This window comes from Pantoea sp. CS_6 (assembly GCF_041954745.1).
Taxonomy (GTDB): Bacteria; Pseudomonadota; Gammaproteobacteria; order Enterobacterales; family Enterobacteriaceae; genus Pantoea; species Pantoea stewartii.
On record NZ_JAVAYG010000009.1, the window covers coordinates 1 to 18,944 of the forward strand.

At 53.2% G+C, this 18,944-nt stretch carries 16 protein-coding genes; 8 read left to right on the forward strand and 8 right to left on the reverse strand.

The window, feature by feature from the left end; all coding sequences use genetic code 11:
* The first annotated feature begins 297 nt into the window (after nt 1-297).
* On the forward strand, nt 298-1,698 hold the full coding sequence (gene mdtD / locus RAC90_RS14330; RefSeq protein WP_006121179.1) for a multidrug transporter subunit MdtD: 1,401 nt from the start codon (nt 298-300) through the stop codon (nt 1,696-1,698).
* On the opposite strand, the gene rbsR is transcribed toward mdtD, so the two are convergent.
* The 7 genes from rbsR to RAC90_RS14365 form a co-directional block, all read right to left on the reverse strand.
* Complete coding sequence (gene rbsR / locus RAC90_RS14335) at nt 1,695-2,678, reverse strand: ribose operon transcriptional repressor RbsR (RefSeq protein ID WP_054634791.1); 984 nt, start codon at nt 2,676-2,678, stop codon at nt 1,695-1,697. The genes mdtD and rbsR overlap by 4 nt on opposite strands.
* A gap of 13 nt (nt 2,679-2,691) precedes the next feature.
* The gene (rbsK, locus tag RAC90_RS14340) at nt 2,692-3,621 is read right to left on the reverse strand and encodes a ribokinase (protein ID WP_006121181.1); all 930 of its coding nucleotides are present in this window, start codon (nt 3,619-3,621) and stop codon (nt 2,692-2,694) included.
* Nucleotides 3,622-3,682: 61 nt separating this feature from the next.
* Nucleotides 3,683-4,558 carry a ribose ABC transporter substrate-binding protein RbsB gene (rbsB, locus tag RAC90_RS14345; RefSeq protein ID WP_033737208.1) on the reverse strand — a complete coding sequence of 292 codons (876 nt, stop codon included), beginning with the start codon at nt 4,556-4,558 and terminating at the stop codon, nt 3,683-3,685.
* Nucleotides 4,559-4,584: 26 nt separating this feature from the next.
* Nucleotides 4,585-5,556, reverse strand: a complete 972-nt coding sequence (gene rbsC, locus RAC90_RS14350; protein WP_006121183.1) for a ribose ABC transporter permease — start codon at nt 5,554-5,556, stop codon at nt 4,585-4,587.
* Nucleotides 5,553-7,061: a ribose ABC transporter ATP-binding protein RbsA gene (gene rbsA, locus RAC90_RS14355; protein WP_375124483.1), complete on the reverse strand. Its 1,509-nt coding sequence runs from the start codon at nt 7,059-7,061 to the stop codon at nt 5,553-5,555. The genes rbsC and rbsA overlap by 4 nt, the downstream gene beginning before the upstream one ends.
* A gap of 7 nt (nt 7,062-7,068) precedes the next feature.
* Nucleotides 7,069-7,488: a D-ribose pyranase gene (rbsD, locus tag RAC90_RS14360; protein ID WP_006121185.1), complete on the reverse strand. Its 420-nt coding sequence runs from the start codon at nt 7,486-7,488 to the stop codon at nt 7,069-7,071.
* Nucleotides 7,489-7,670: 182 nt separating this feature from the next.
* On the reverse strand, nt 7,671-8,072 hold the full coding sequence (locus RAC90_RS14365; RefSeq protein WP_006121186.1) for a YgiW/YdeI family stress tolerance OB fold protein: 402 nt from the start codon (nt 8,070-8,072) through the stop codon (nt 7,671-7,673).
* A gap of 160 nt (nt 8,073-8,232) precedes the next feature.
* Between RAC90_RS14365 and qseB the strand changes: the two genes are divergently transcribed.
* Nucleotides 8,233-8,904, forward strand: coding sequence for a quorum sensing response regulator transcription factor QseB (gene qseB, locus RAC90_RS14370; protein ID WP_006121187.1), 672 nt, complete (start codon nt 8,233-8,235; stop codon nt 8,902-8,904).
* Nucleotides 8,892-10,232, forward strand: a complete 1,341-nt coding sequence (gene qseC / locus RAC90_RS14375; protein WP_375124484.1) for a quorum sensing histidine kinase QseC — start codon at nt 8,892-8,894, stop codon at nt 10,230-10,232. The genes qseB and qseC overlap by 13 nt, the downstream gene beginning before the upstream one ends.
* A gap of 30 nt (nt 10,233-10,262) precedes the next feature.
* On the opposite strand, the gene kup is transcribed toward qseC, so the two are convergent.
* Nucleotides 10,263-12,131, reverse strand: a complete 1,869-nt coding sequence (gene kup, locus RAC90_RS14380; protein ID WP_006121188.1) for a low affinity potassium transporter Kup — start codon at nt 12,129-12,131, stop codon at nt 10,263-10,265.
* 271 nt (nt 12,132-12,402) lie between these two features.
* Between kup and ravA the strand changes: the two genes are divergently transcribed.
* The 5 genes from ravA (at nt 12,403) to mioC (ending at nt 18,729) form a co-directional block, all read left to right on the forward strand.
* The gene (gene ravA, locus RAC90_RS14385) at nt 12,403-13,899 is read left to right on the forward strand and encodes an ATPase RavA (protein WP_033737396.1); all 1,497 of its coding nucleotides are present in this window, start codon (nt 12,403-12,405) and stop codon (nt 13,897-13,899) included.
* Nucleotides 13,896-15,356, forward strand: a complete 1,461-nt coding sequence (gene viaA / locus RAC90_RS14390; RefSeq protein ID WP_375124485.1) for an ATPase RavA stimulator ViaA — start codon at nt 13,896-13,898, stop codon at nt 15,354-15,356. Before ravA ends, viaA begins: the two co-directional genes overlap by 4 nt.
* A 74-nt stretch (nt 15,357-15,430) precedes the next feature.
* Nucleotides 15,431-17,569: a 5-histidylcysteine sulfoxide synthase gene (gene ovoA, locus RAC90_RS14395; protein ID WP_058701550.1), complete on the forward strand. Its 2,139-nt coding sequence runs from the start codon at nt 15,431-15,433 to the stop codon at nt 17,567-17,569.
* A gap of 103 nt (nt 17,570-17,672) precedes the next feature.
* Nucleotides 17,673-18,134, forward strand: a complete 462-nt coding sequence (gene asnC / locus RAC90_RS14400; RefSeq protein ID WP_006121192.1) for a transcriptional regulator AsnC — start codon at nt 17,673-17,675, stop codon at nt 18,132-18,134.
* Between the two features lie 154 nt (nt 18,135-18,288).
* A complete protein-coding gene (gene mioC, locus RAC90_RS14405) occupies nt 18,289-18,729 on the forward strand; it encodes an FMN-binding protein MioC (RefSeq protein ID WP_033737219.1) in 441 nt (146 codons plus the stop codon).
* Nucleotides 18,730-18,944: the final 215 nt, after the last annotated feature.

Below are 18,944 nucleotides of genomic sequence, written 5' to 3' on the forward strand. Positions count from 1 at the left end.
GAGAAGTTTTTCTCCGGCGAAAACTCCGGGGAGTTCTCTGCTGAACACCGCATTCCGTAAGCCGTTGTGCCGTGTCAGTGGAGGCGCATTATAGGGCGTTCTTTCTGGGTGACAAGCATTAATTATAAAAAAATGACTGAGCGATTCATTTTTAAACGAACGGGGTAAAAAGCAACAGATCCTGCGTAAATAACGCACGGAAATCACCACATATCGGTTGAAAGAGGCGTATTGTGCATTTCTGCCAATGCTATTCTTTTTTATATTCTTTGCCGAAGACATTACGAAGGACGCTCAATGATTAAATCCGCGCGCAGTATGGCCGGTCTGCCATGGATTGCCGCTATGGCCTTCTTTATGCAGTCACTGGATGCCACGATACTCAATACCGCGCTGCCCGCGATCGCTACCAGCCTTGAACGTTCCCCGCTAGCCATGCAGTCCGCCGTTATCAGCTACACCTTAACTGTTGCCATGCTTATTCCGGTTAGTGGATGGCTTGCAGACCGCTTTGGCACACGCAAGATCTTTATTATTGCCGTTTCGCTGTTTACGCTGGGTTCACTTGCCTGTGCCTTATCGCCTTCCTTATCAATACTGGTCACATCGCGCGTTATTCAGGGCGTGGGTGGCGCGATGATGATGCCCGTCGCGCGGCTGGCACTTCTGCGTGCCTATCCCCGTAGTGAACTCTTACCTATTCTCAACTTTGTCACCATGCCGGGATTAGTCGGACCGATACTGGGGCCGTTGCTGGGGGGAATCATGGTGACCTATGCCACCTGGCACTGGATCTTCCTGATAAACATTCCGATAGGTCTGCTCGGCATCGTCTATGCACGTAAATTCATGCCTGACTTCACGACACCAAAGCGCCGCTTCGACTTTCTGGGATTTTTATTGTTCGGCATTGGATTAGTGATGATCTCTACCGGCATAGAGCTGTTTGGTGAGCGTATTGTCTCACCCTGGCTTGCGGCAGGCGTTCTGACTGGCGGCGTTGTCTTGTTGCTCCTCTATATAGCCCATGCCCGGCGTCATCCCTCGCCGTTGATCAATCTGCCCATGTTTAAGACACGCACATTCTCGGTAGGCATCATTGGTAACATCGCTTCGCGGCTGGGCACTGGCTGCGTGCCGTTTTTGATGCCGCTGATGCTTCAGGTAGGATTTGGCTATTCTGCGATTCTGGCTGGCTGCATGATGGCCCCCACAGCCATTGGCTCCATTCTGGCTAAACAAAGCGTGACGCAATTACTGCGCTGGTTTGGCTATCGCCGCCTGTTAGTCAGTATTACGATGATCATTGGCGTGATGATCGCCAGCTTCTCGCTGCAGTCACCTTCTGAGGATATTGCGTTCTTATTAATTCCGCTCTTCCTGTTAGGTATGGCGATGTCCACCCAGTTTACGGCAATGAACACCATTACCCTGGCTGATTTGGATGACGACAATGCCAGTGGCGGCAACAGTGTACTCGCGGTGACACAGCAGCTCGCGATCAGCTTTGGGGTGGCCGTCAGTGCAGCCGTCCTGCGCTTTTATCAGGAATTTGATAGCACGACAGTAGAACAGTTCCATTCTACCTTCCTGACGATGGGCATCGTCACCGTCCTGTCAGCGCTGACGTTTACGATGCTGCGCAATGGCGACGGACGCAACCTGATTAAAAATCGCGATAAAAAGAAGAAAGCTTAAACCGATCCCCGCGGAACCAGTTCCGGCGTCAGTACCAGCGTCTGCTGGCTGACGTCGGGATTACTCAGACGATAAATCAACGTATCAATAGCCAGTTCACCCAGCTCATCTTTCGGTTGATGAATGGTGCTCAGCGGTGGCGACATATAGCGCGCCAGTTCCACGTCATCATATCCCATCACCGCCATATCCTGAGGAATCTGCAAGCCGGCCTGATGCAGTGCATGGTAAACCCCAACCGCCATCGCGTCGTTGCTGGTAAAAACGGCATGCGGTGGGGTATCCAGCGCCAACAGTTCGAACATGGCGTTATAACCGCCCGCAAACTCAAAGTCACCGCTCACGACATAGTCTGGCGGGACCTCCAGACCGTTTTTCTGCATTGCCTGATGAAAACCTTCAAGGCGCATGCGCGCCGGGGTTTTATCAAGCGGCCCGGAAATACAGGCGATACGCGAATATCCGCTGTCAATCAGATGCTGTGTCGCCAGTTCCCCCCCCAACAGCGCGTTATCCTGAATGATATCGCCCCGCCCTTCGAAAGGCGCCCAGTCCATCATCACCATAGGAATAGAAGGATAACGATTCAGGATGTCCGCCGACGGTAAATGGCTTTCCGTGCACATAATCAGCAAACCATCGACCCGCTTTTGCAGCAAGGTTTCCAGGCTACGATTCATCCGGTCTTCGTCCCCGGCGGTATTGCACAGAATCAGGCTGTATCCACGCTCATAACAGCTGTCTTCAACACCACGTACCACTTCGGCATAAAAGGGGTTACTGCTGGCGGTCAGTAGCATGCCGATCGTATGGGTTTGGTTAAGCTTGAGGCTACGAGCCAGTGCCGACGGCGCATAGTTCAGATCGCGAATTGCCTGTTCGATTTTTTCACGTACACCATCGCTCACAAAACGATTCTTGTTGATGACGTGTGAAACCGTTGAGGTGGAGACGCCCGCCAGCCGGGCGACATCTTTCATCGTAGCCAAGCGCTTAACCCTGTTGCTGTAAAAAGTCGTCGATCTCGGCACGCCAGGGTACAGAGGGCTGTGCTCCCGAACGGGTTACCGCAATTGCCGCAGCAGCGTGCGCAAAGCGAACGGCATCCAGCATGGCCTTGCCTTCAAGACGTGCTGTGATAAACGCGCCGTTAAACGTATCACCCGCCGCAATCGTATCTACGGCTTTCACGTCAAAACCCGCAACACGTTGCCCCTGGCCCTTTTCACTCAGCCAGACGCCACGGCGTCCCAGGGTGATCAAGACAGTGGGGATGCCTTTATTATGTAACGCAGCCGCCGCACGCGCAGCGTCCTCATCATTTCTGACGGCAATTCCTGTCAGGATTTCAGCCTCAGTCTCGTTTGGCGTAATCACGTCAACCAGCGCTAACAGACTGTCCGGCAGAGCCGTTGCTGGCGCAGGATTCAAAATGACCTGCGTCTGATGCTGTCGGGCAAGGGTTGCCGCCGCTACCACGCTGTCCAGTGGTGATTCAAGCTGCATCAGTAATGCGTCAGCCCCGGCGATAACCTGCTGGTGACGCGCGACGTAGGCTGGCGTTAACGCGGCATTAGCACCGGAATAGATGCCTATATTATTTTCGCCTTCGCCATTGACGAAGATCATCGCAACGCCCGTCGATTCACCCTCAATGACCTCTACCGGCTGGGTATCAATCTTATCCTGCGCGAGTTGCTGACAGACACGTTCACCAATGTCATCGGCACCGACACAAGCAATAAAGGCAATATCAGCGCCCGCACGGCCGGCCGCAACCGCCTGATTGGCGCCTTTACCACCAAACGCAATCTGATATTTTTGCCCGATCACCGTTTCGCCGGGACGGGGAAAGTGTGCCAGATTAAGGATATGGTCAGCATTGATGCTGCCGAGAACGGCCAGTTTTGCGTGTTTGCTCATTGGGAGAGTCCGAAATAAGTGCGCCACCGATGGGTGGCGCAGTGCCCTGCTTTTCTTTGATTTATTTAGTAACCAGTTTCAAATCAACTGGATAAACTGCCTGCACTTTTTCGCCTTTCAGCACTTTATCAGCAGTCTGAACGCCGATCATGCCAATTTTCTCTGGCATCTGAGCAACGGTCGCCGCCAGCTTACCGCCTTCAACGGCTTTCACACCATCTGGCGTGCCGTCAAAGCCCACCACCAGCACATCGGTCTTGCCAGCAGTCTGCAGTGCACGCAGGGCACCCAGTGCCATTTCGTCGTTCTGGGCAAATACCGCCTGCACATCTGGATGCGCCTGCAACAGGTTCTGCATCACGTTCAGGCCTTTAGTACGGTCAAAGTCAGCAGGCTGGCTGGCCAGAACTTTGAACTTGTGTGCATCAACGGCTTTCTGGAAGCCTTCGCCACGTTCACGGGCTGCTGAAGTTCCCGCGATCCCTTCTAATTCGATGATTTTCGCGCCATCACCCAGTTTACGGGCAATAAAGTCACCTGCCATTTTTCCGCCGAAGCGGTTATCAGATGCAACATGGCTTACCACGGTACCCTGAGCCGCCACGCGATCCAGCGTGATAACAGGGATTTTTGCCTGGTTAGCCAGCTTGATGGCATTGCCTACAGAGTCAGAATCGGTTGGGTTGATCAGCAGTGCTTTGGTGCCGCGAACCGTCAGATCCTGCACGTTAGCCAGTTCTTTCGCAGGGTTGTTCTGTGAATCCAGCACGACCAGGTTGTAACCCAGTTTATCCGCTTCTTTTTGCGCGCCGTCTTTCAGGGACACAAAGAACGGGTTATTCAGCGTAGAGATAACAAGGGCAATGGTATCTTTCGCCATTGCGCTGGCGCTGAGGGTTGCGCCAAGAATGACAGCGAGTGCAGTTAACTTTTTCATCATTTTATCCTGTATAAGAGTCTGAGTTATTTGCTGCTTTTATTATCCACCAGCACCGCCAGCAGAATAACGACTGCTTTGACGATCATCTGGTAGTAGGAAGATACACCCATCAGATTTAATCCATTGTTTAAAAAGCCAAGGATTAATGCGCCAATTAAGGTGCCAACGACGCGGCCTTTACCGCCTGCCAGACTCGTTCCGCCCAGCACGACAGCCGCGATAGCGTCCAGTTCATAGCCTGTACCCGCTGTTGGCTGGGCAGAAGACAGACGCGCCACTTCAATCGATCCCGCCAGCGCGGCCAGCATGCCAGACAGTGAGTAAACAATAACTTTCACACGGTTAACGTTGATGCCGGAGAGACGCGTGGCCGCCTCATTACCGCCCAACGCATAAATATAGCGACCCAGGCGCGTGTGATGCAGCATGTACCAGGCGGCGACAAACACCAGCGCCATCAGCCAGACCGGGGTTGGAATACCCAGCGGACGACCAATACCAATCCAGCCAAACAGATCGGCATTATCGTTAAAACCGGTATTGACCGGACTGCCGTTGGTATAAACCATGGTGACGCCGCGCAGCAGTAACATCATGACCAGCGTAGCGATAAACGCCTGCACCTTGCCCCGCGCCACGATGGTTCCCGTGACCGCACCAATCGCCGCGCCCAGCACCAGGGAGGCTGCAACAGCAACAAAGGCATTCACCTCCATGCCCACCAGCGAGGCGGCCACCGCGCCCGTCAGCGCCAGCAGCGAGCCGACGGAAAGATCGATGCCGGACGTTAAAATGACCAGGGTCATTCCCACGGCCATGATGGCATTGACCGACGTCTGCTGAAGAATGTTGAACAGGTTGGCCACAGTAAAGAAATTCGGGCTCTGGCTCGCCACAACAGCAATCAACACAATCAGCGCAATCAGCGATTTTTGCTCAAGTAGCCAGGCTTTGCTGAACCAGCGACGGTTAGATGGAACGGTTTGGGTGGTCATACAACTAAATCCTCACTGTGTTGCTTACCGACGGCTGCTGCCATCAGGCTTTCCTGGGTAGCTTCTTCACGGCTAAATTCGCCGCTTAAACGGCCTTCATGCATCACGACAATGCGGTCACTCATGCCCAGCACCTCTGGCATTTCTGACGACACCAGGATGATGCTCAGCCCTTCAGCTTTGAACTGATTAATCAGCTGATAGATCTCTTTTTTGGCCCCGACGTCCACGCCGCGCGTCGGTTCGTCAAGAATCAACACGTTAGGGCGCGTCATCAATCCACGGGCTATCGCCACCTTCTGCTGATTCCCGCCCGATAACAGGCCAATCGGCTGCTCCATCGACGGCGTTTTCACGTTAAATAAGCGAATGAAATCTTTTACAGCGAGCTGCTCTTCCGCATGGCGCAGTCTGCCAGCCGGGTGACTGAAATAGCGTAAGGCGGTAAGCGACATGTTTTCTTTGACTGACATGCCTAACACCAGGCCATCGCGCTTGCGATCTTCGGAGATATAAACGATGCCGTTAGCCAGGCCATCCTGAGGAGAACGGATCACGACTTCACGTCCACTCAGCCAGACCTGCCCCCCGGTACGGGGCAAGGCACCATACAAAATTTTCATTAACTCTGTCCGGCCTGCGCCCATCAGGCCCGATACGCCGAGAATTTCGCCTTTACGTAAGGTGAAGCTGACGTCATCCACGCTAGGGCCGCTGAGGTTCTGAACCTTAAGACGAATTTCGCCGGGCGCCTCATCCAGATGGGGATACTGATCTTCTAATTTGCGTCCCACCATCATTTCGATCAGGCTCTCTTCGCTCATCTCGGCGACCGGACGCTCTGCAATAAATTGCCCGTCACGGAAGACCGTCACGTCATCACAAATCTCAAAAATTTCTTTCATGCGATGAGAGATATAAACGATGCCGCATCCTTGCGCCTTCAGTTCATTGATCACCCGGAACAAGGACAATGTTTCGGTATCCGTCAGCGCATCCGTGGGCTCATCCATAATGATGACTTTCGATTCAAAGCTCAGAACCTTGGCAATTTCGACCATTTGTTGATCGCCGATGGATAAATCGCCCACCAGCTTGTGACTGCTAAAACGCAGATTCAGGCGTTTCAGGAGCGCATCCGCCTCGGCATACATCCGCTTCCAGTTAATGCGACCAAAGCCATTAACGAATTCACGCCCAAGAAAGATGTTTTCTGCCACAGTCAACTGCGGAATCAGGTTGAGCTCCTGATGGATAATGCCGATACCGGCTTCCTGCGAGGCTTTCGGTCCACTGAAGGTGGTTTCTTCGCCCAGCCACTGCAGTGATCCGGCATCACGGGTATAAATCCCGGTCAGCACCTTCATCATGGTGGACTTGCCGGCGCCATTCTCACCGACTAATGCCATAACGCGCCCTGCCCAGACGGACAGCGACGCGCCATTTAATGCTTTCACGCCCGGAAAGGCTTTTTCGATGCCTTTGAGCTGCAGTAACGGTTGCATAACGGCCTCAGAAGGTCACACCGGCACTCAGGATGACATTCGCATACGGAGAGCACTCTCCGCTGCGAATGACCGCCTGGCTACGTTGTGTTTGTTGTTTAAACTGTTCATGACTGATGTAGCGGATGGTAATGCGATTTCCCTGGTGCTGTTGCAATGCGTCGAGCACGGCGATCAGTTCGCTATGGAGCTGCGGATTGTGTTGCTTAATTTCTTCCGCGATAAAGGCGCTTTCCACCTGCATCTCATGCGTTACCGCTTCCACCACCTGCATGAAGCCTGGCGTACCCGGTATCAGTGCCAGATCGATACGCTGCGTTTCTGCCGGAATGGGCAACCCCGCATCAGCGATCGTCAACGTATCTGTATGGCCCAGGCGGGCGATAACGTAAGAGAGTTCAGCGTTTAACAGGCGACCTTTTTTCATTTTTCCACTCCAGAGCGAAACGTTTCGCTTTCTGGAGTGTATAAAAAGAAGGTTACAATTCAACCACTGGAGAAGAAATTTGTGATCGCTATCGAAACGTTTCGATATTGCCGGAGGGAATTTGAGTTAGGGACTGTTATGAAAGGAAAACCGGACCGTCAATACGGTCCGGTCACGGGAGATTAAGGGAGCTTCTTAACCTGTTTCACATCCAGTTCAATGCTGTTGAAATCTTTATCCAGTTCACCTGTCAGCTCAACCCGATCTTTCGGCGAAACAGTGACGCCATTCCAGCGTTTATGGTCGATCTCGACCGTCATTGTGCCGCTTTCATCGCGGAACAAATAATCTTCGTTACCCGTTTGTTTTTCAAGCTGGCCCCTTACGGTAATCCAGCTGTCATCTTTCATCGCTTCAGCCTGCTTCACCGTCACGACGCTGGTGTGATCGGCGTGAAAACCACCCTGCTGCGTGTGTGCTGCCGGTGCAGGCGCATTCGGGTCAACAAAACCGCCTTGTTGTGCCGCCAGTACAGGCGCAGACGCTAACAGTGTTACAGCGATAAGTGCAGCATACTTTTTCATTTCGTCACCTCTTGTCTGTGAATCCGTTCTTTCAGTGAAAGCAGTAAACCACACAGTTCTTAACAGGATCTTAAGGGGAAAATATCCTCTTTTTTTAGCCAGACTCGCTGTACAACCGCCATTTCGCTTCGTATAAATCGCTTATTAAAAGGGAGAGACGATGCGCATTTTACTGATTGAGGACGATCGCCTGATCGGCGACGGCATTAAGGCTGGACTCAGCAAGCTGGGGTTTAGCGTCGACTGGTTTGTCTCAGGCGAGGCCGGATTTCAGGCCCTGAATGCCGCCCCGTGGGATGCGGTTGTGCTTGATTTGTCCCTGCCGGAGCGTGACGGGCTGGACATTCTGCGCCAGTGGCGTCAGCAGGGCTACGATGTCCCGGTACTCATTCTGACGGCGCGCGATGCACTCGACCAACGGGTTGAAGGATTACAGATGGGCGCGGACGATTATCTGTGCAAACCCTTTGCGCTGACCGAAGTCGCCGCGCGTTTACAGGCACTGATTCGACGACGCCACGGGCAACTGCAACCCGAACTGCGTCACGGCGATGTCGTATTGATCCCCGGTAACCTCAGCGTGGTACAAAACGGGGCCAGCGTTGAACTAAAAAGCCGCGAGATGGCGCTGCTGGAACTGTTTATGCGTAACCCGGGGCGCGTGCTGACGCGCAGCCAGTTAGAAGAAAAACTTTACACCTGGGATACCGAGGTTTCGAGTAATGCGGTGGAGGTGCATATTCATCATCTGCGCAGGAAATTAGGCCAACGCTTTATTCGCACGATCCACGGCGTGGGCTATACGCTGGGGGAAAGCGAATGCGATCGATGAGCTTATTCCTGCGTCTGGGCATTGGCCTGATGTTGATACTCGGCATCTGCTGGGGAGCGGCCACGCTGAGCGCTCGCTACCAGACGCGCGACACGATCAATGAGCTGTTTGATACGCAGCAACTGTTACTTGCAAAGCGCCTGCTGACGCTGAATTTCACCTCAGTGAACGAAACCTCGCTTCCCAGGAGTAAAAAAATACTGCCCCATAACCGGGGCGAACAGGATGATGATGCGCTGGCCTTTGCCGTCTTTACGCGTGATGGAAAACCGGTCCTCAACGATGGCGATAACGGCAAAGATCTTCTCTTTAATGCCGATCATCAGGGCTTTCTGAATGGTCAGCTCAGGGACGATGACGATCCCTGGCGGTTAGTCTGGCTGACCACGCCCGATCAACGCTACCGCGTAGTGGTGGGTCAGGAATGGGAATACCGGGATGACATGGCCAACGATATCGTGAAGACCAGCACGCTGCCCTGGCTGATTTCACTCCCCTTTATGCTGCTGATGTTAACGGGTCTGGTCTGGTATGAACTCCGCCCGCTAGAAAAGCTCAGCCAGCAACTGGCTCAACGCGCACCTGATGATGATGCGCCTTTACAGGCTGACCACGTGCCGAAAGAGGTGCGCCCGGTCATTGACGCGCTGAATGGGCTGTTTGGTCGAATTCATACGATGGTGCAGCGGGAACGCCGCTTCACGTCCGATGCGGCGCACGAATTACGCAGTCCGCTGGCGGCCCTGCAGGTACAAAGCGAGGTCATCCAACTGGCCGCCGATGACGAGGCAATGCGCACGCATGCACTTCAGCAGTTGGATGCGGGCATTGTCCGGGCGACACGTCTGGTGGATCAGTTACTGACGCTGTCGCGTATTGAAGCAGAGGATGTCCGTAACGCGTTCCAGCCTGTCATGCTGAAGAAAGTGGCGCAGGAAACCCTGGCCTCACAGCTGCCGCTGGCAGAGAAAAGTAATATCCGGTTGCGCTTCAATGCTGAAGCCGATCCGGTCATTTCGGGACATCCCTTGCTGCTGTCTTTGCTGATAAGGAATCTGCTTGATAACGCCATTCGTTATACACCGCCAGGCAGCAACGTAGATCTGATTCTTCAGTCAGGAAGATTGCGAGTGGAAGATAACGGCAACCGTTTATCACCCGACGCGCTACAACGACTGGGTGAGCGTTTCTGGCGTCCGCCAGGGCAGGAGAAAAGCGGCAGTGGATTAGGTTTATCTATTGTGCGCAATATTGCCCAGTTACATGGCATGACGCTGCACTTCAGTCAGCTTCCGGAAGGCGGGCTGTGCGTCAGCCTGAGCTGGTAAAAAAAGCGCCTGACAGGCAGGCGCATGCTGTTAAATCTCGACCTGGGTACCCAGTTCAATCACCCGGTTGGGCGGAATCTCAAACTGATCTGGCGCACGTAGCGCATTGCGCTGTAGCGTCATGAACAGCTTGCCGCGCAGTCGCAGATACCATGGCCGTTTGCCGATAATCAGCGACTCATGAGACATAAAGAATGAGGTCTCCATCATGCGGCAGTTCAGTCCCTCCAGCCCACAACGATGGAAAATCTCCTCTACGTTTGGCGTTTCACGCCAGCCGTAACTGGCTACCACACGCCAGAAGGTCGGCGACAACTGTTCGATAGTCACGCGTCTGACGTTATGCACATAGGGCGCGTCTTCTGTGCGCAGTGTTAATAACACCACGCGTTCGTGCAGCACCTTATTGTGCTTAAGGTTATGCAGCATGGCAAAAGGGATCACATTTAGTGCGCGTGACATATAAACCGCCGTTCCGGGCACGCGCACAGGCGGCGATTTTTCCAGAGAAGCAATCATTGCCTCCAGAGAGTTGCCGTGTTCATGCATACGACGCAGCAAACGGAAGCGTTCACTCTTCCATGTCGTCATCACGATAAACATCATCAATGCCAGAGTCAGCGGCAGCCAGCCACCGGAGAAAATCTTGATCAGGTTGGCCGAGAACAGGGATACGTCAATGCACAGCATGGCAATCAAAATCAGTCCAACCAGATAGCGATTCCAGTGCCAGTTCATTATCGCGACGGTCGCGCAAAGCACAGAGGTCAGCACCATTGTGCCCGTGACCGCAATCCCGTATGCCGCAGCGAGATTACTCGAATGCTCAAAACCAATAATCACAATCACCACAGAGAAATAGAGCAGCCAGTTAATGATTGGGATATAGATCTGGCCTGACTCTTTTTCTGAGGTATGAACAATGCGCATGGGCGGCAGATAGCCGAGACGCACGGCCTGGCGGGTTAACGAGAATACGCCGGAAATAACCGCCTGCGAGGCGATGACGGTGGCTAACGTTGCCAGAATCAACATGGGGACAAGCGCCCAGTCGGGTGCCAGCAGGAAAAACGGGTTTTTGATCGCTTCCGGGTGTTTCAGCAACAGCGCACCCTGACCAAAATAGTTGAGCACCAGCGACGGCAGCACCACCACAAACCACGCCAGGCGAATAGGAAACTTACCGAAGTGCCCCATGTCTGCATACAGCGCTTCAACGCCCGTAATCGCCAGCACAACGGCGCCAAGCGCAAAGAAGGACACCGATTTATATTCCACAAAGAAGTGCAGCGCCCAGTAAGGATTCAGCGCCTGGAGTACCTCAGGATTGTTGGCAATGCTTCGTGCGCCCAGTATTGCCAGCACGATAAACCACAGCAGCATGACCGGCGCAAACAGTTTACCGACAATCCCTGTACCGTGTTTCTGGATAATAAACAGCAGCGTAAGCACGGTGATTGCCAGCGGAACAATATAGCTGTCCAGGTTGGGCGCGGCGATTTCCAGCCCTTCAATCGCTGACAACACGGAGACGGCTGGCGTAATCACCACTTCGCCATAGAAGAAGCTGCCGCCAATCAGTCCCATAATTACCAGCGTTGCCGTTATGCGCCCGCCCGTATGTCGGCCCGCCAACGACATCAGCGTCAGAATACCGCCTTCTCCGGCATTATCAGCACGCATAACGTAGCTGATGTATTTCAACGAGACCACCAGCACCAGCAGCCAGAAAATCAGCGAAAGAAAGCCAAAGACGGCATCCCGTTCAACGCCAAAACCAAACTGTCCCGAAAGACATTCTCGTAAGGTATAAAGCGGGCTGGTACCGATATCGCCATAGACGACCCCAATAGCCGCCAGCGTTAATCCGCCTAGTGAGTGCTTATTATCAGAGCTCATAAAATGATCTTTTGTTAGATTCTGAGAGGCGCTCAAGCCATCAAAAAGCGCACAGTATGCACGTATTCACGAAAATTTATACTCCGCCGTCAGGGTTACAGGCGGTCATCCCCTGATTTCTTGCGTTCTTATTAACATTAAAAGCCGCGCTATCGAACCTTATGAAACAAAAAAGCTGACATCGATTAACGCTTTCGCGCATCATACCCTATAGAGTATTGCGTTCGCTAAAACGCTGCGGCTCGACGATCGTAAGGACATAGATGTGATTATGGCTCAACCCCATCTTTTGGCAGAAAGAATTTCTCGGCTCAGCAATGCGTTAGAAAAAGGTTTGTATGAGCGACATCATGCCATTCGCCTTTGTTTGCTGGCCGCACTTAGCGGCGAAAGCGTTTTTTTACTTGGCCCGCCAGGTATTGCAAAAAGCCTGATTGCCCGCCGACTGAAATGCGCCTTTCAACATGCCCGTGCCTTTGAATATTTGATGACCCGCTTCTCCACACCGGAAGAAGTCTTTGGTCCCCTTTCCATCCAGGCATTGAAAGATGAAGGCCGTTATCAGAGGCTGACCAAAGGTTATTTACCGGACGCTGAAATCGTTTTTCTGGATGAGATCTGGAAAGCCGGCCCGGCCATCCTGAATACGCTGCTCACCGCCATCAACGAACGCCGCTTTCGTAATGGCGATAGCGAAGAAAAAATTCCGATGCGCCTGCTGGTCACCGCCTCGAATGAGTTACCGGAAGCCGACAGCGGACTGGAAGCCCTGTATGACCGTATGTTGATCCGCCTGTGGCTGGACAACGTGCATGAAAAACAAAACTTCCGCAGCATGCTGACCCACCAGCAGGATGAAAATGACAATCCGGTAGCCGAGTCGCTGCGCATCAGTGACGAAGAATATGTGCAATGGCAGCAAGGCATCAGTCAGGTTGCGTTGCCGGATAATGTCTTTGAACTGATTTACCAGCTACGTCAGCACCTGGAGAAGCTACCAGAGGCACCCTACATTTCCGATCGCCGCTGGAAAAAAGCCATTCACCTGTTGCAGGCCAGCGCTTTTTACAGTGGCCGCAATGCGATAGCGCCCCTCGATCTGATCCTGCTTAAGGACTGCCTGTGGCACGACGTCGCGTCGATGAAAATTCTGGACAGTGAAATCGATCAGTTGATGACGCAGCACGCCTGGCAACAGCAAACGATCCTGCTGAAACTCCAGCAGCTCAAAGCGCGCCGGCTGGCGTTGCAACAGCAGCAAAGCGTCGCTGCCGCGATCACGCTGGAAAAACACAGCGGTATGTTTAGCCGTAAACCCCATTACGATTTGCCCGAAAGCTTTACCGAGGCACAGTTAACCCTGATGTTGCAGAAACCCCTGGTGCTGCACGACATGCAGGTGACGCATTTGGTGATCGAGCGCGAAGCGCTGGATCACTGGCTGCAAAAAGGTGGTGATGTGCGCGGTAAATTAAATGGCATCGGTTTTGCGCAGACGCTGGATTTGCTGGTGGATGCGCAGCACTGCCTGGCGATACGCGACGTCAGTTTGCAAACCGCCAGGCTGACATTGCCGGGTGCCAGCAGCGCCGATGCCTTGCCGCAGGAAATCAGCGACGCGCTGGATGAACTTGACGGCCAGTTGCGTCAACAGCGTCACCTTTTCAGCCAGCAGCAACGTTGCCTGTTTATCAGCGATGACTGGCTGGCACGCGTCGAAACCAGCCTGCAGGATGTGGCGGAACAGCTCAAACAGGCGCGTAAATGATCTCACTGGAGACGCTGAGTACATTGCTGTCAATCGGCGAAACGGACCTGATTGAAGAGCTTATTCTGGCCTTACTCGCGTCTCCACAGCTGGCACTGTTCTTTGAAAAATTTCCCGGTATGAAGAAGGCGCTGCTACGTGACGTCCCTCGCTGGAAAGCCGAGATTGACGCCGAACTCAAAGCCACGCCCGTTCCCGACATGCTGGCGGAAGAATTTCAGCTGTTTCAGCGTATTCAGTTACTCAGCGATCGTGAATTTAGCCAGCAGCTTGATGAAACGTTTGCTCACCTCGAACGCCTGACGTCCCCTTTCTTAGAGGAAGCTCGACGGCTGCTGCTGCATAACGATCCCGGTAATCTCAGCACCGCACAACATACCTTATTCCTGCAACGCTGGCGGCTCAGCCTCACACTGCAAACGCTCACGCTGAATGAACAACTCCTTGAGCAGCAGCGTGAACGTCTGATGGCAGAGTTGCAGCAACGTATGGCACTGAGCGGGCAGCTGGCGCCGGTACTGGCGGATGATGACGAAGCCGCAGCCGGACGCTTATGGGATATGGGCAAAGCCCCGCTCCAGCACGGCGATTACCAGTTGATGCTGCAATATGGGGATTTTCTTGCGCATCAGCCTGAATTAATGAAGCTGGCTCAGCAACTGGGCCGCAGCCGGGAAGCAAAGTCGGTGCCTTCACAGGATGCCCCGCTGGAAACATTCCATCATCTGGTACGCGAACCGGATGCCGTGCCGGAAGAAGTCAGCGGCATTCATCAGAGCGATGATGTGCTGCGTTTATTACCGCCTGAGCTTGCGGCATTAAGCGTCAGTGAACTGGAACTTGAGTTTTACCGCCGCCTGGTAGAGAAGCGATTACTTACTTACAAACTTCAGGGTGACGCCTGGCACGAAAAGATCACTCAGCGTCCGGTCAGCCACCAGCAGCATGAAGAACAGCCACGTGGCCCCTTTATCGTTTGTGTCGATACGTCCGGCTCAATGGGCGGTTTCAATGAGCGATGTGCAAAAGCCTTTTGCCTGGCCCTTCTCAAGATTGCGCTGGCCGATCGGCGGCGCTGTTACATCATGTTATTCGCGCATGACGTAATTGGTTACGAATTAACGGGCGATGACGGACTAGAGCAGGCCATTCGTTTTCTCAGCCAGCGTTTTCGCGGTGGCACCGACCTGGCAGCCTGCCTTTCCGCCATCATTGCCCGCATGGAAGGGCCGCAATGGCAGGATGCGGATGCCGTCATCGTGTCTGATTTTATCGCGCAACGCCTGCCAGAGGAGGTTGTGCGCAGCGTTAAACATCGCCAGCAACAGCAGCAGCAACGCTTTCACGCTGTCGCCATGTCTGCGCACGGAAAACCCGGCATCATGCGTATCTTTGACCATATCTGGCGTTTTGATACCGGCATAAAAAGCCGTTTATTGCGTCACTGGCGCCGTTAAGCCCTACGGCAGAAATTCCATTTTGCTTTATAGTAAATATCTGCAATTACTTATTCAGCAATCTGGAGTGTCCTGTGAACGCTGTTCAACACCATCATGATTTGCCAGCCCCAACCCGAACATTGCTGCTCTCTGGCCAAAACGTCGAACAAAAACGTGCCGAGCTCCTGGCTTATTTCAACCAGACCTGGGCGCTGTACGAGGATCTGTTTACCTGCCTCAACGATCAACGCGCCTGGTTTACAAAAGCGATACCGCTGCGTCATCCGCTGATCTTCTATTTCGGCCACACCGCCACCTTTTATATAAACAAGCTCATGGCAGGCCGCTACATCGACTCACGTATTGACGATCGCATCGAAGCGATGCTGGCAATAGGCGTCGATGAAATGAGCTGGGATGATCTTAATGACAGTCACTATGACTGGCCTTCAGTGGAAGCTGTACGCGATTATCGCGGCAGTGTGAAAGCACTGGTGACGCAGTTTATTGAAACGATGCCGCTGGAATTGCCTGTTAGCTGGGACAGTCCGGCCTGGGTTATTTTGATGGGCATTGAGCATGAACGTATTCATCTTGAAACATCCAGCGTGCTGATTCGTCAGTTACCGGTTGAATGGGTAAAACCGCAACCACAATGGCCGGTCTGCAGCGAAGCGCGTCACGATCGCCAGTCCGTCCCGACAAACAGCCTGGTTTCTCAGCCAGGCGGACTGATTACGCTGGGTAAAACCGATGACACCTACGGCTGGGACAACGAATACGGCACGCAGCAGACCGAGCTGAAACCGTTTAAAGCCAGCAAAATGCTGGTCAGTAATGCCGAGTTTTATACCTTTATCGAAGCGGGCGGTTACCAGAACGATCGCTGGTGGGATGAAGAAGGGCTGGGCTGGCGTAAGTTTGCCAGGGCGACAATGCCGACCTTCTGGGTCGGCAACGCCGCGATGCCCGATCAGCTAAAACTGCGTTTGATGTGCGAAGAAGTGGCAATGCCATGGGACTGGCCTGCTGAGGTGAATCAGTTGGAAGCGGCCGCGTTTTGCCGCTGGAAAGCCGAGGAAACCGGAAAATCTGTGCAGTTGCCTTGCGAAGCAGAATGGTACCAGTTGCGTGAACAGGTTGAAGGCGACCAGCCAGACTGGGATCAGGCGCCGGGCAACATAAACCTGGCCTACTGGGCTTCATCCTGTCCGGTTGATCGCTTCCCACAGGGTGAGTTCTTTGACATCGTGGGGAACGTCTGGCAGTGGACGACTACGCCAACTAATGGCTTTGAAGGCTTCAAAGTTCATCCCCTTTACGATGATTTCTCGACACCTACCTTTGATGGTAAGCATTCACTTATTAAAGGTGGCAGTTGGATATCGACTGGCAATGAAGCCATTAAATCGTCACGTTATGCCTTCCGTCGCCACTTTTTCCAGCATGCCGGCTTCCGCTATGTCGTTTCTTCCCATCAGGAAACCATGGCGCTGAACCCTTATGAAACCGACAGCATGGTTTCACAATATCTCGATTTCCAGTACGGCCCACGGTATTTCGGCGTTGATAACTATGCAGAAGCGCTGGTCACACTGGCGCTGCCGCACTGTAAGAACCGCGGAGAGGCACTGGATATCGGCTGCGCGACGGGCCGCGCGAGCTTTGAGCTGGCACGTCACTTTGCGCATGTGACCGGCATGGATTACTCGGCACGCTTTATTGATGTCGCGTTACAGCTGACCACGGGTGAGGATTTCCGTTATGTCGTGCCGGAAGAAGGCGAGTTGGTTGAGTATCGTCAGGTAAGGCTTAAGGACTTTTCTGTTACCAGCGAACAGGCAAAGCGTATTCAGTTTATCCAGGGTGATGCCTGTAATATGAAACCCCAGCCTACACGTTACGATCTGGTCCTGGCATCAAATCTGATTGATCGCCTGCGCCAGCCGGCCCGGTTCCTTCATGATGTCACCCCCATGATCCGCTCGGGTGGCCTTCTGGTTCTGTCATCGCCGTACACCTGGCTTGAAGAGTTTACGCCGAAGGAAAACTGGTTGGGCGGGGTAAGGGAAAATGGCGAAGCGCTGACGACTTTACAGGCGCTACAACGCCTGCTGGCGGCAGACTTTGAGCAAATCGGTTCGCCACAGGACGTGCCGTTTGTGATTCGTGAAACCGCCCGTAAGTTCCAGCACACGCTTGCCCAGGTCACGCTCTGGCGTAAGCGTTAACCCGTGGGCAGCGGCACATGCCGCTGTCCGTTGGTTGCCAGGGCCGTTATTTTGCTGCACATTCTCCTCAGTTCATTGAAGAAAAACGATAACGAGGATGACAATGCCTGACCATCTGCAGCTGGATAATCTGGACCGGGGCATTCTGAATGCCCTGCTGGAAAATGCGCGAACCGCCTACGCCGAGCTGGCCAAACAGTTCAATGTCAGTCCGGGAACGATTCATGTACGCGTCGAAAAGATGAAGCAGGCGGGCATCATTCTGGGCACGCGGGTCGAGATTGACCCGCGTCAGCTGGGTTTTGATGTCTGCTGTTTTATCGGCATTATCCTGAAAAGCGCCCGTGATTACCCGGCAGCCCTCAGCAAGCTTGAAGCCCTGGATGAGGTCGTGGAAGCCTGGTACACCACCGGGCACTACAGTATTTTCATTAAAGTCATGTGTCGTTCTATCGATGCCCTGCAGCAGGTGTTAATCAATAAGATCCAGACCATCGACGAAATCCAGTCCACTGAGACACTGATCTCACTGCAAAATCCAATTATGCGAACCATCAAGCCCTGATCTTTCCACCGGCTTGTGCACAATCTTATCCTTTGACGATCAGCCGTCTGACAACGGCTGCATCGGGTTTATCTAAACTAATAACCTTGTTTTCCACAGGTGGATCACTGCTTGATCACAGCGTACAATACCGGCTTCACCTCAGGAGAGCACGATGGCCGACATTACGTTAATCAGTGGCAGCACCTTAGGCAGCGCCGAATATGTTGCCGAACATCTCGAAGAAAAACTGCAGGAAGCGGGCTTCTCTACGCAGATGCTGCATGGCCCTGAGCTGGAAGAGGTGCCGCAGGAAGGCATCTGGCTGGTGGTAAGTTCAACCCACGGCGCCGGTGAGTTACCTGACAATCTGCAACCTTTTTATGATGCTATTAATGAAAGCCGTCCCGATCTGTCTGCCGTCCGTTTTGGGGCTGTCGGCATTGGCAATCATGAGTACGATCTGTTTTGTGGCGCCATCCGCAATATTGATGCTCTGCTGATTGCCTGCGGCGCGCAGCGTATCGGTGAACGACTGGAAATCGACATTCTCGAACATGAGATCCCTGAAGATCCGGCTGAAGAATGGGTGATGACCTGGAAATCCGCGATCTGAGCGGGTGTGGGATCGTGAAATAATGACGATCCCCAGCAGATAATATTGTTTTTCGTCGGATCCTGCTGTTTTTTTTGTGGATAACTACCCTGCTTTTCTGCGTATAACCGGTAGTTATCCAAAGAACAACCGTAGTTTACTTTCTGAGCTGTGGATAAGGACCTGTTTTGATCCCAGCTTATACGGATCGGGATCACCGATCATTCACAGGTATC

What these genes read in the sequence shown, in the direction of transcription:
- mioC (WP_033737219.1), top strand. Translation starts at nt 18,289, where the DNA reads ATGGCCGACATTACGTTAATCAGTGGCAGCACCTTAGGCAGCGCCGAA.
- viaA (WP_375124485.1), top strand. Translation starts at nt 13,896, where the DNA reads ATGATCTCACTGGAGACGCTGAGTACATTGCTGTCAATCGGCGAAACG.
- qseC (WP_375124484.1), top strand. Translation starts at nt 8,892, where the DNA reads ATGCGATCGATGAGCTTATTCCTGCGTCTGGGCATTGGCCTGATGTTG.
- rbsB (WP_033737208.1), bottom strand. Translation starts at nt 4,558, where the DNA reads ATGAAAAAGTTAACTGCACTCGCTGTCATTCTTGGCGCAACCCTCAGC.
- rbsC (WP_006121183.1), bottom strand. Translation starts at nt 5,556, where the DNA reads ATGACCACCCAAACCGTTCCATCTAACCGTCGCTGGTTCAGCAAAGCC.
- kup (WP_006121188.1), bottom strand. Translation starts at nt 12,131, where the DNA reads ATGAGCTCTGATAATAAGCACTCACTAGGCGGATTAACGCTGGCGGCT.
- RAC90_RS14365 (WP_006121186.1), bottom strand. Translation starts at nt 8,072, where the DNA reads ATGAAAAAGTATGCTGCACTTATCGCTGTAACACTGTTAGCGTCTGCG.
- rbsK (WP_006121181.1), bottom strand. Translation starts at nt 3,621, where the DNA reads ATGAGCAAACACGCAAAACTGGCCGTTCTCGGCAGCATCAATGCTGAC.
- qseB (WP_006121187.1), top strand. Translation starts at nt 8,233, where the DNA reads ATGCGCATTTTACTGATTGAGGACGATCGCCTGATCGGCGACGGCATT.
- ravA (WP_033737396.1), top strand. Translation starts at nt 12,403, where the DNA reads ATGGCTCAACCCCATCTTTTGGCAGAAAGAATTTCTCGGCTCAGCAAT.
- rbsA (WP_375124483.1), bottom strand. Translation starts at nt 7,061, where the DNA reads ATGCAACCGTTACTGCAGCTCAAAGGCATCGAAAAAGCCTTTCCGGGC.
- asnC (WP_006121192.1), top strand. Translation starts at nt 17,673, where the DNA reads ATGCCTGACCATCTGCAGCTGGATAATCTGGACCGGGGCATTCTGAAT.
- rbsD (WP_006121185.1), bottom strand. Translation starts at nt 7,488, where the DNA reads ATGAAAAAAGGTCGCCTGTTAAACGCTGAACTCTCTTACGTTATCGCC.
- rbsR (WP_054634791.1), bottom strand. Translation starts at nt 2,678, where the DNA reads ATGAAAGATGTCGCCCGGCTGGCGGGCGTCTCCACCTCAACGGTTTCA.
- mdtD (WP_006121179.1), top strand. Translation starts at nt 298, where the DNA reads ATGATTAAATCCGCGCGCAGTATGGCCGGTCTGCCATGGATTGCCGCT.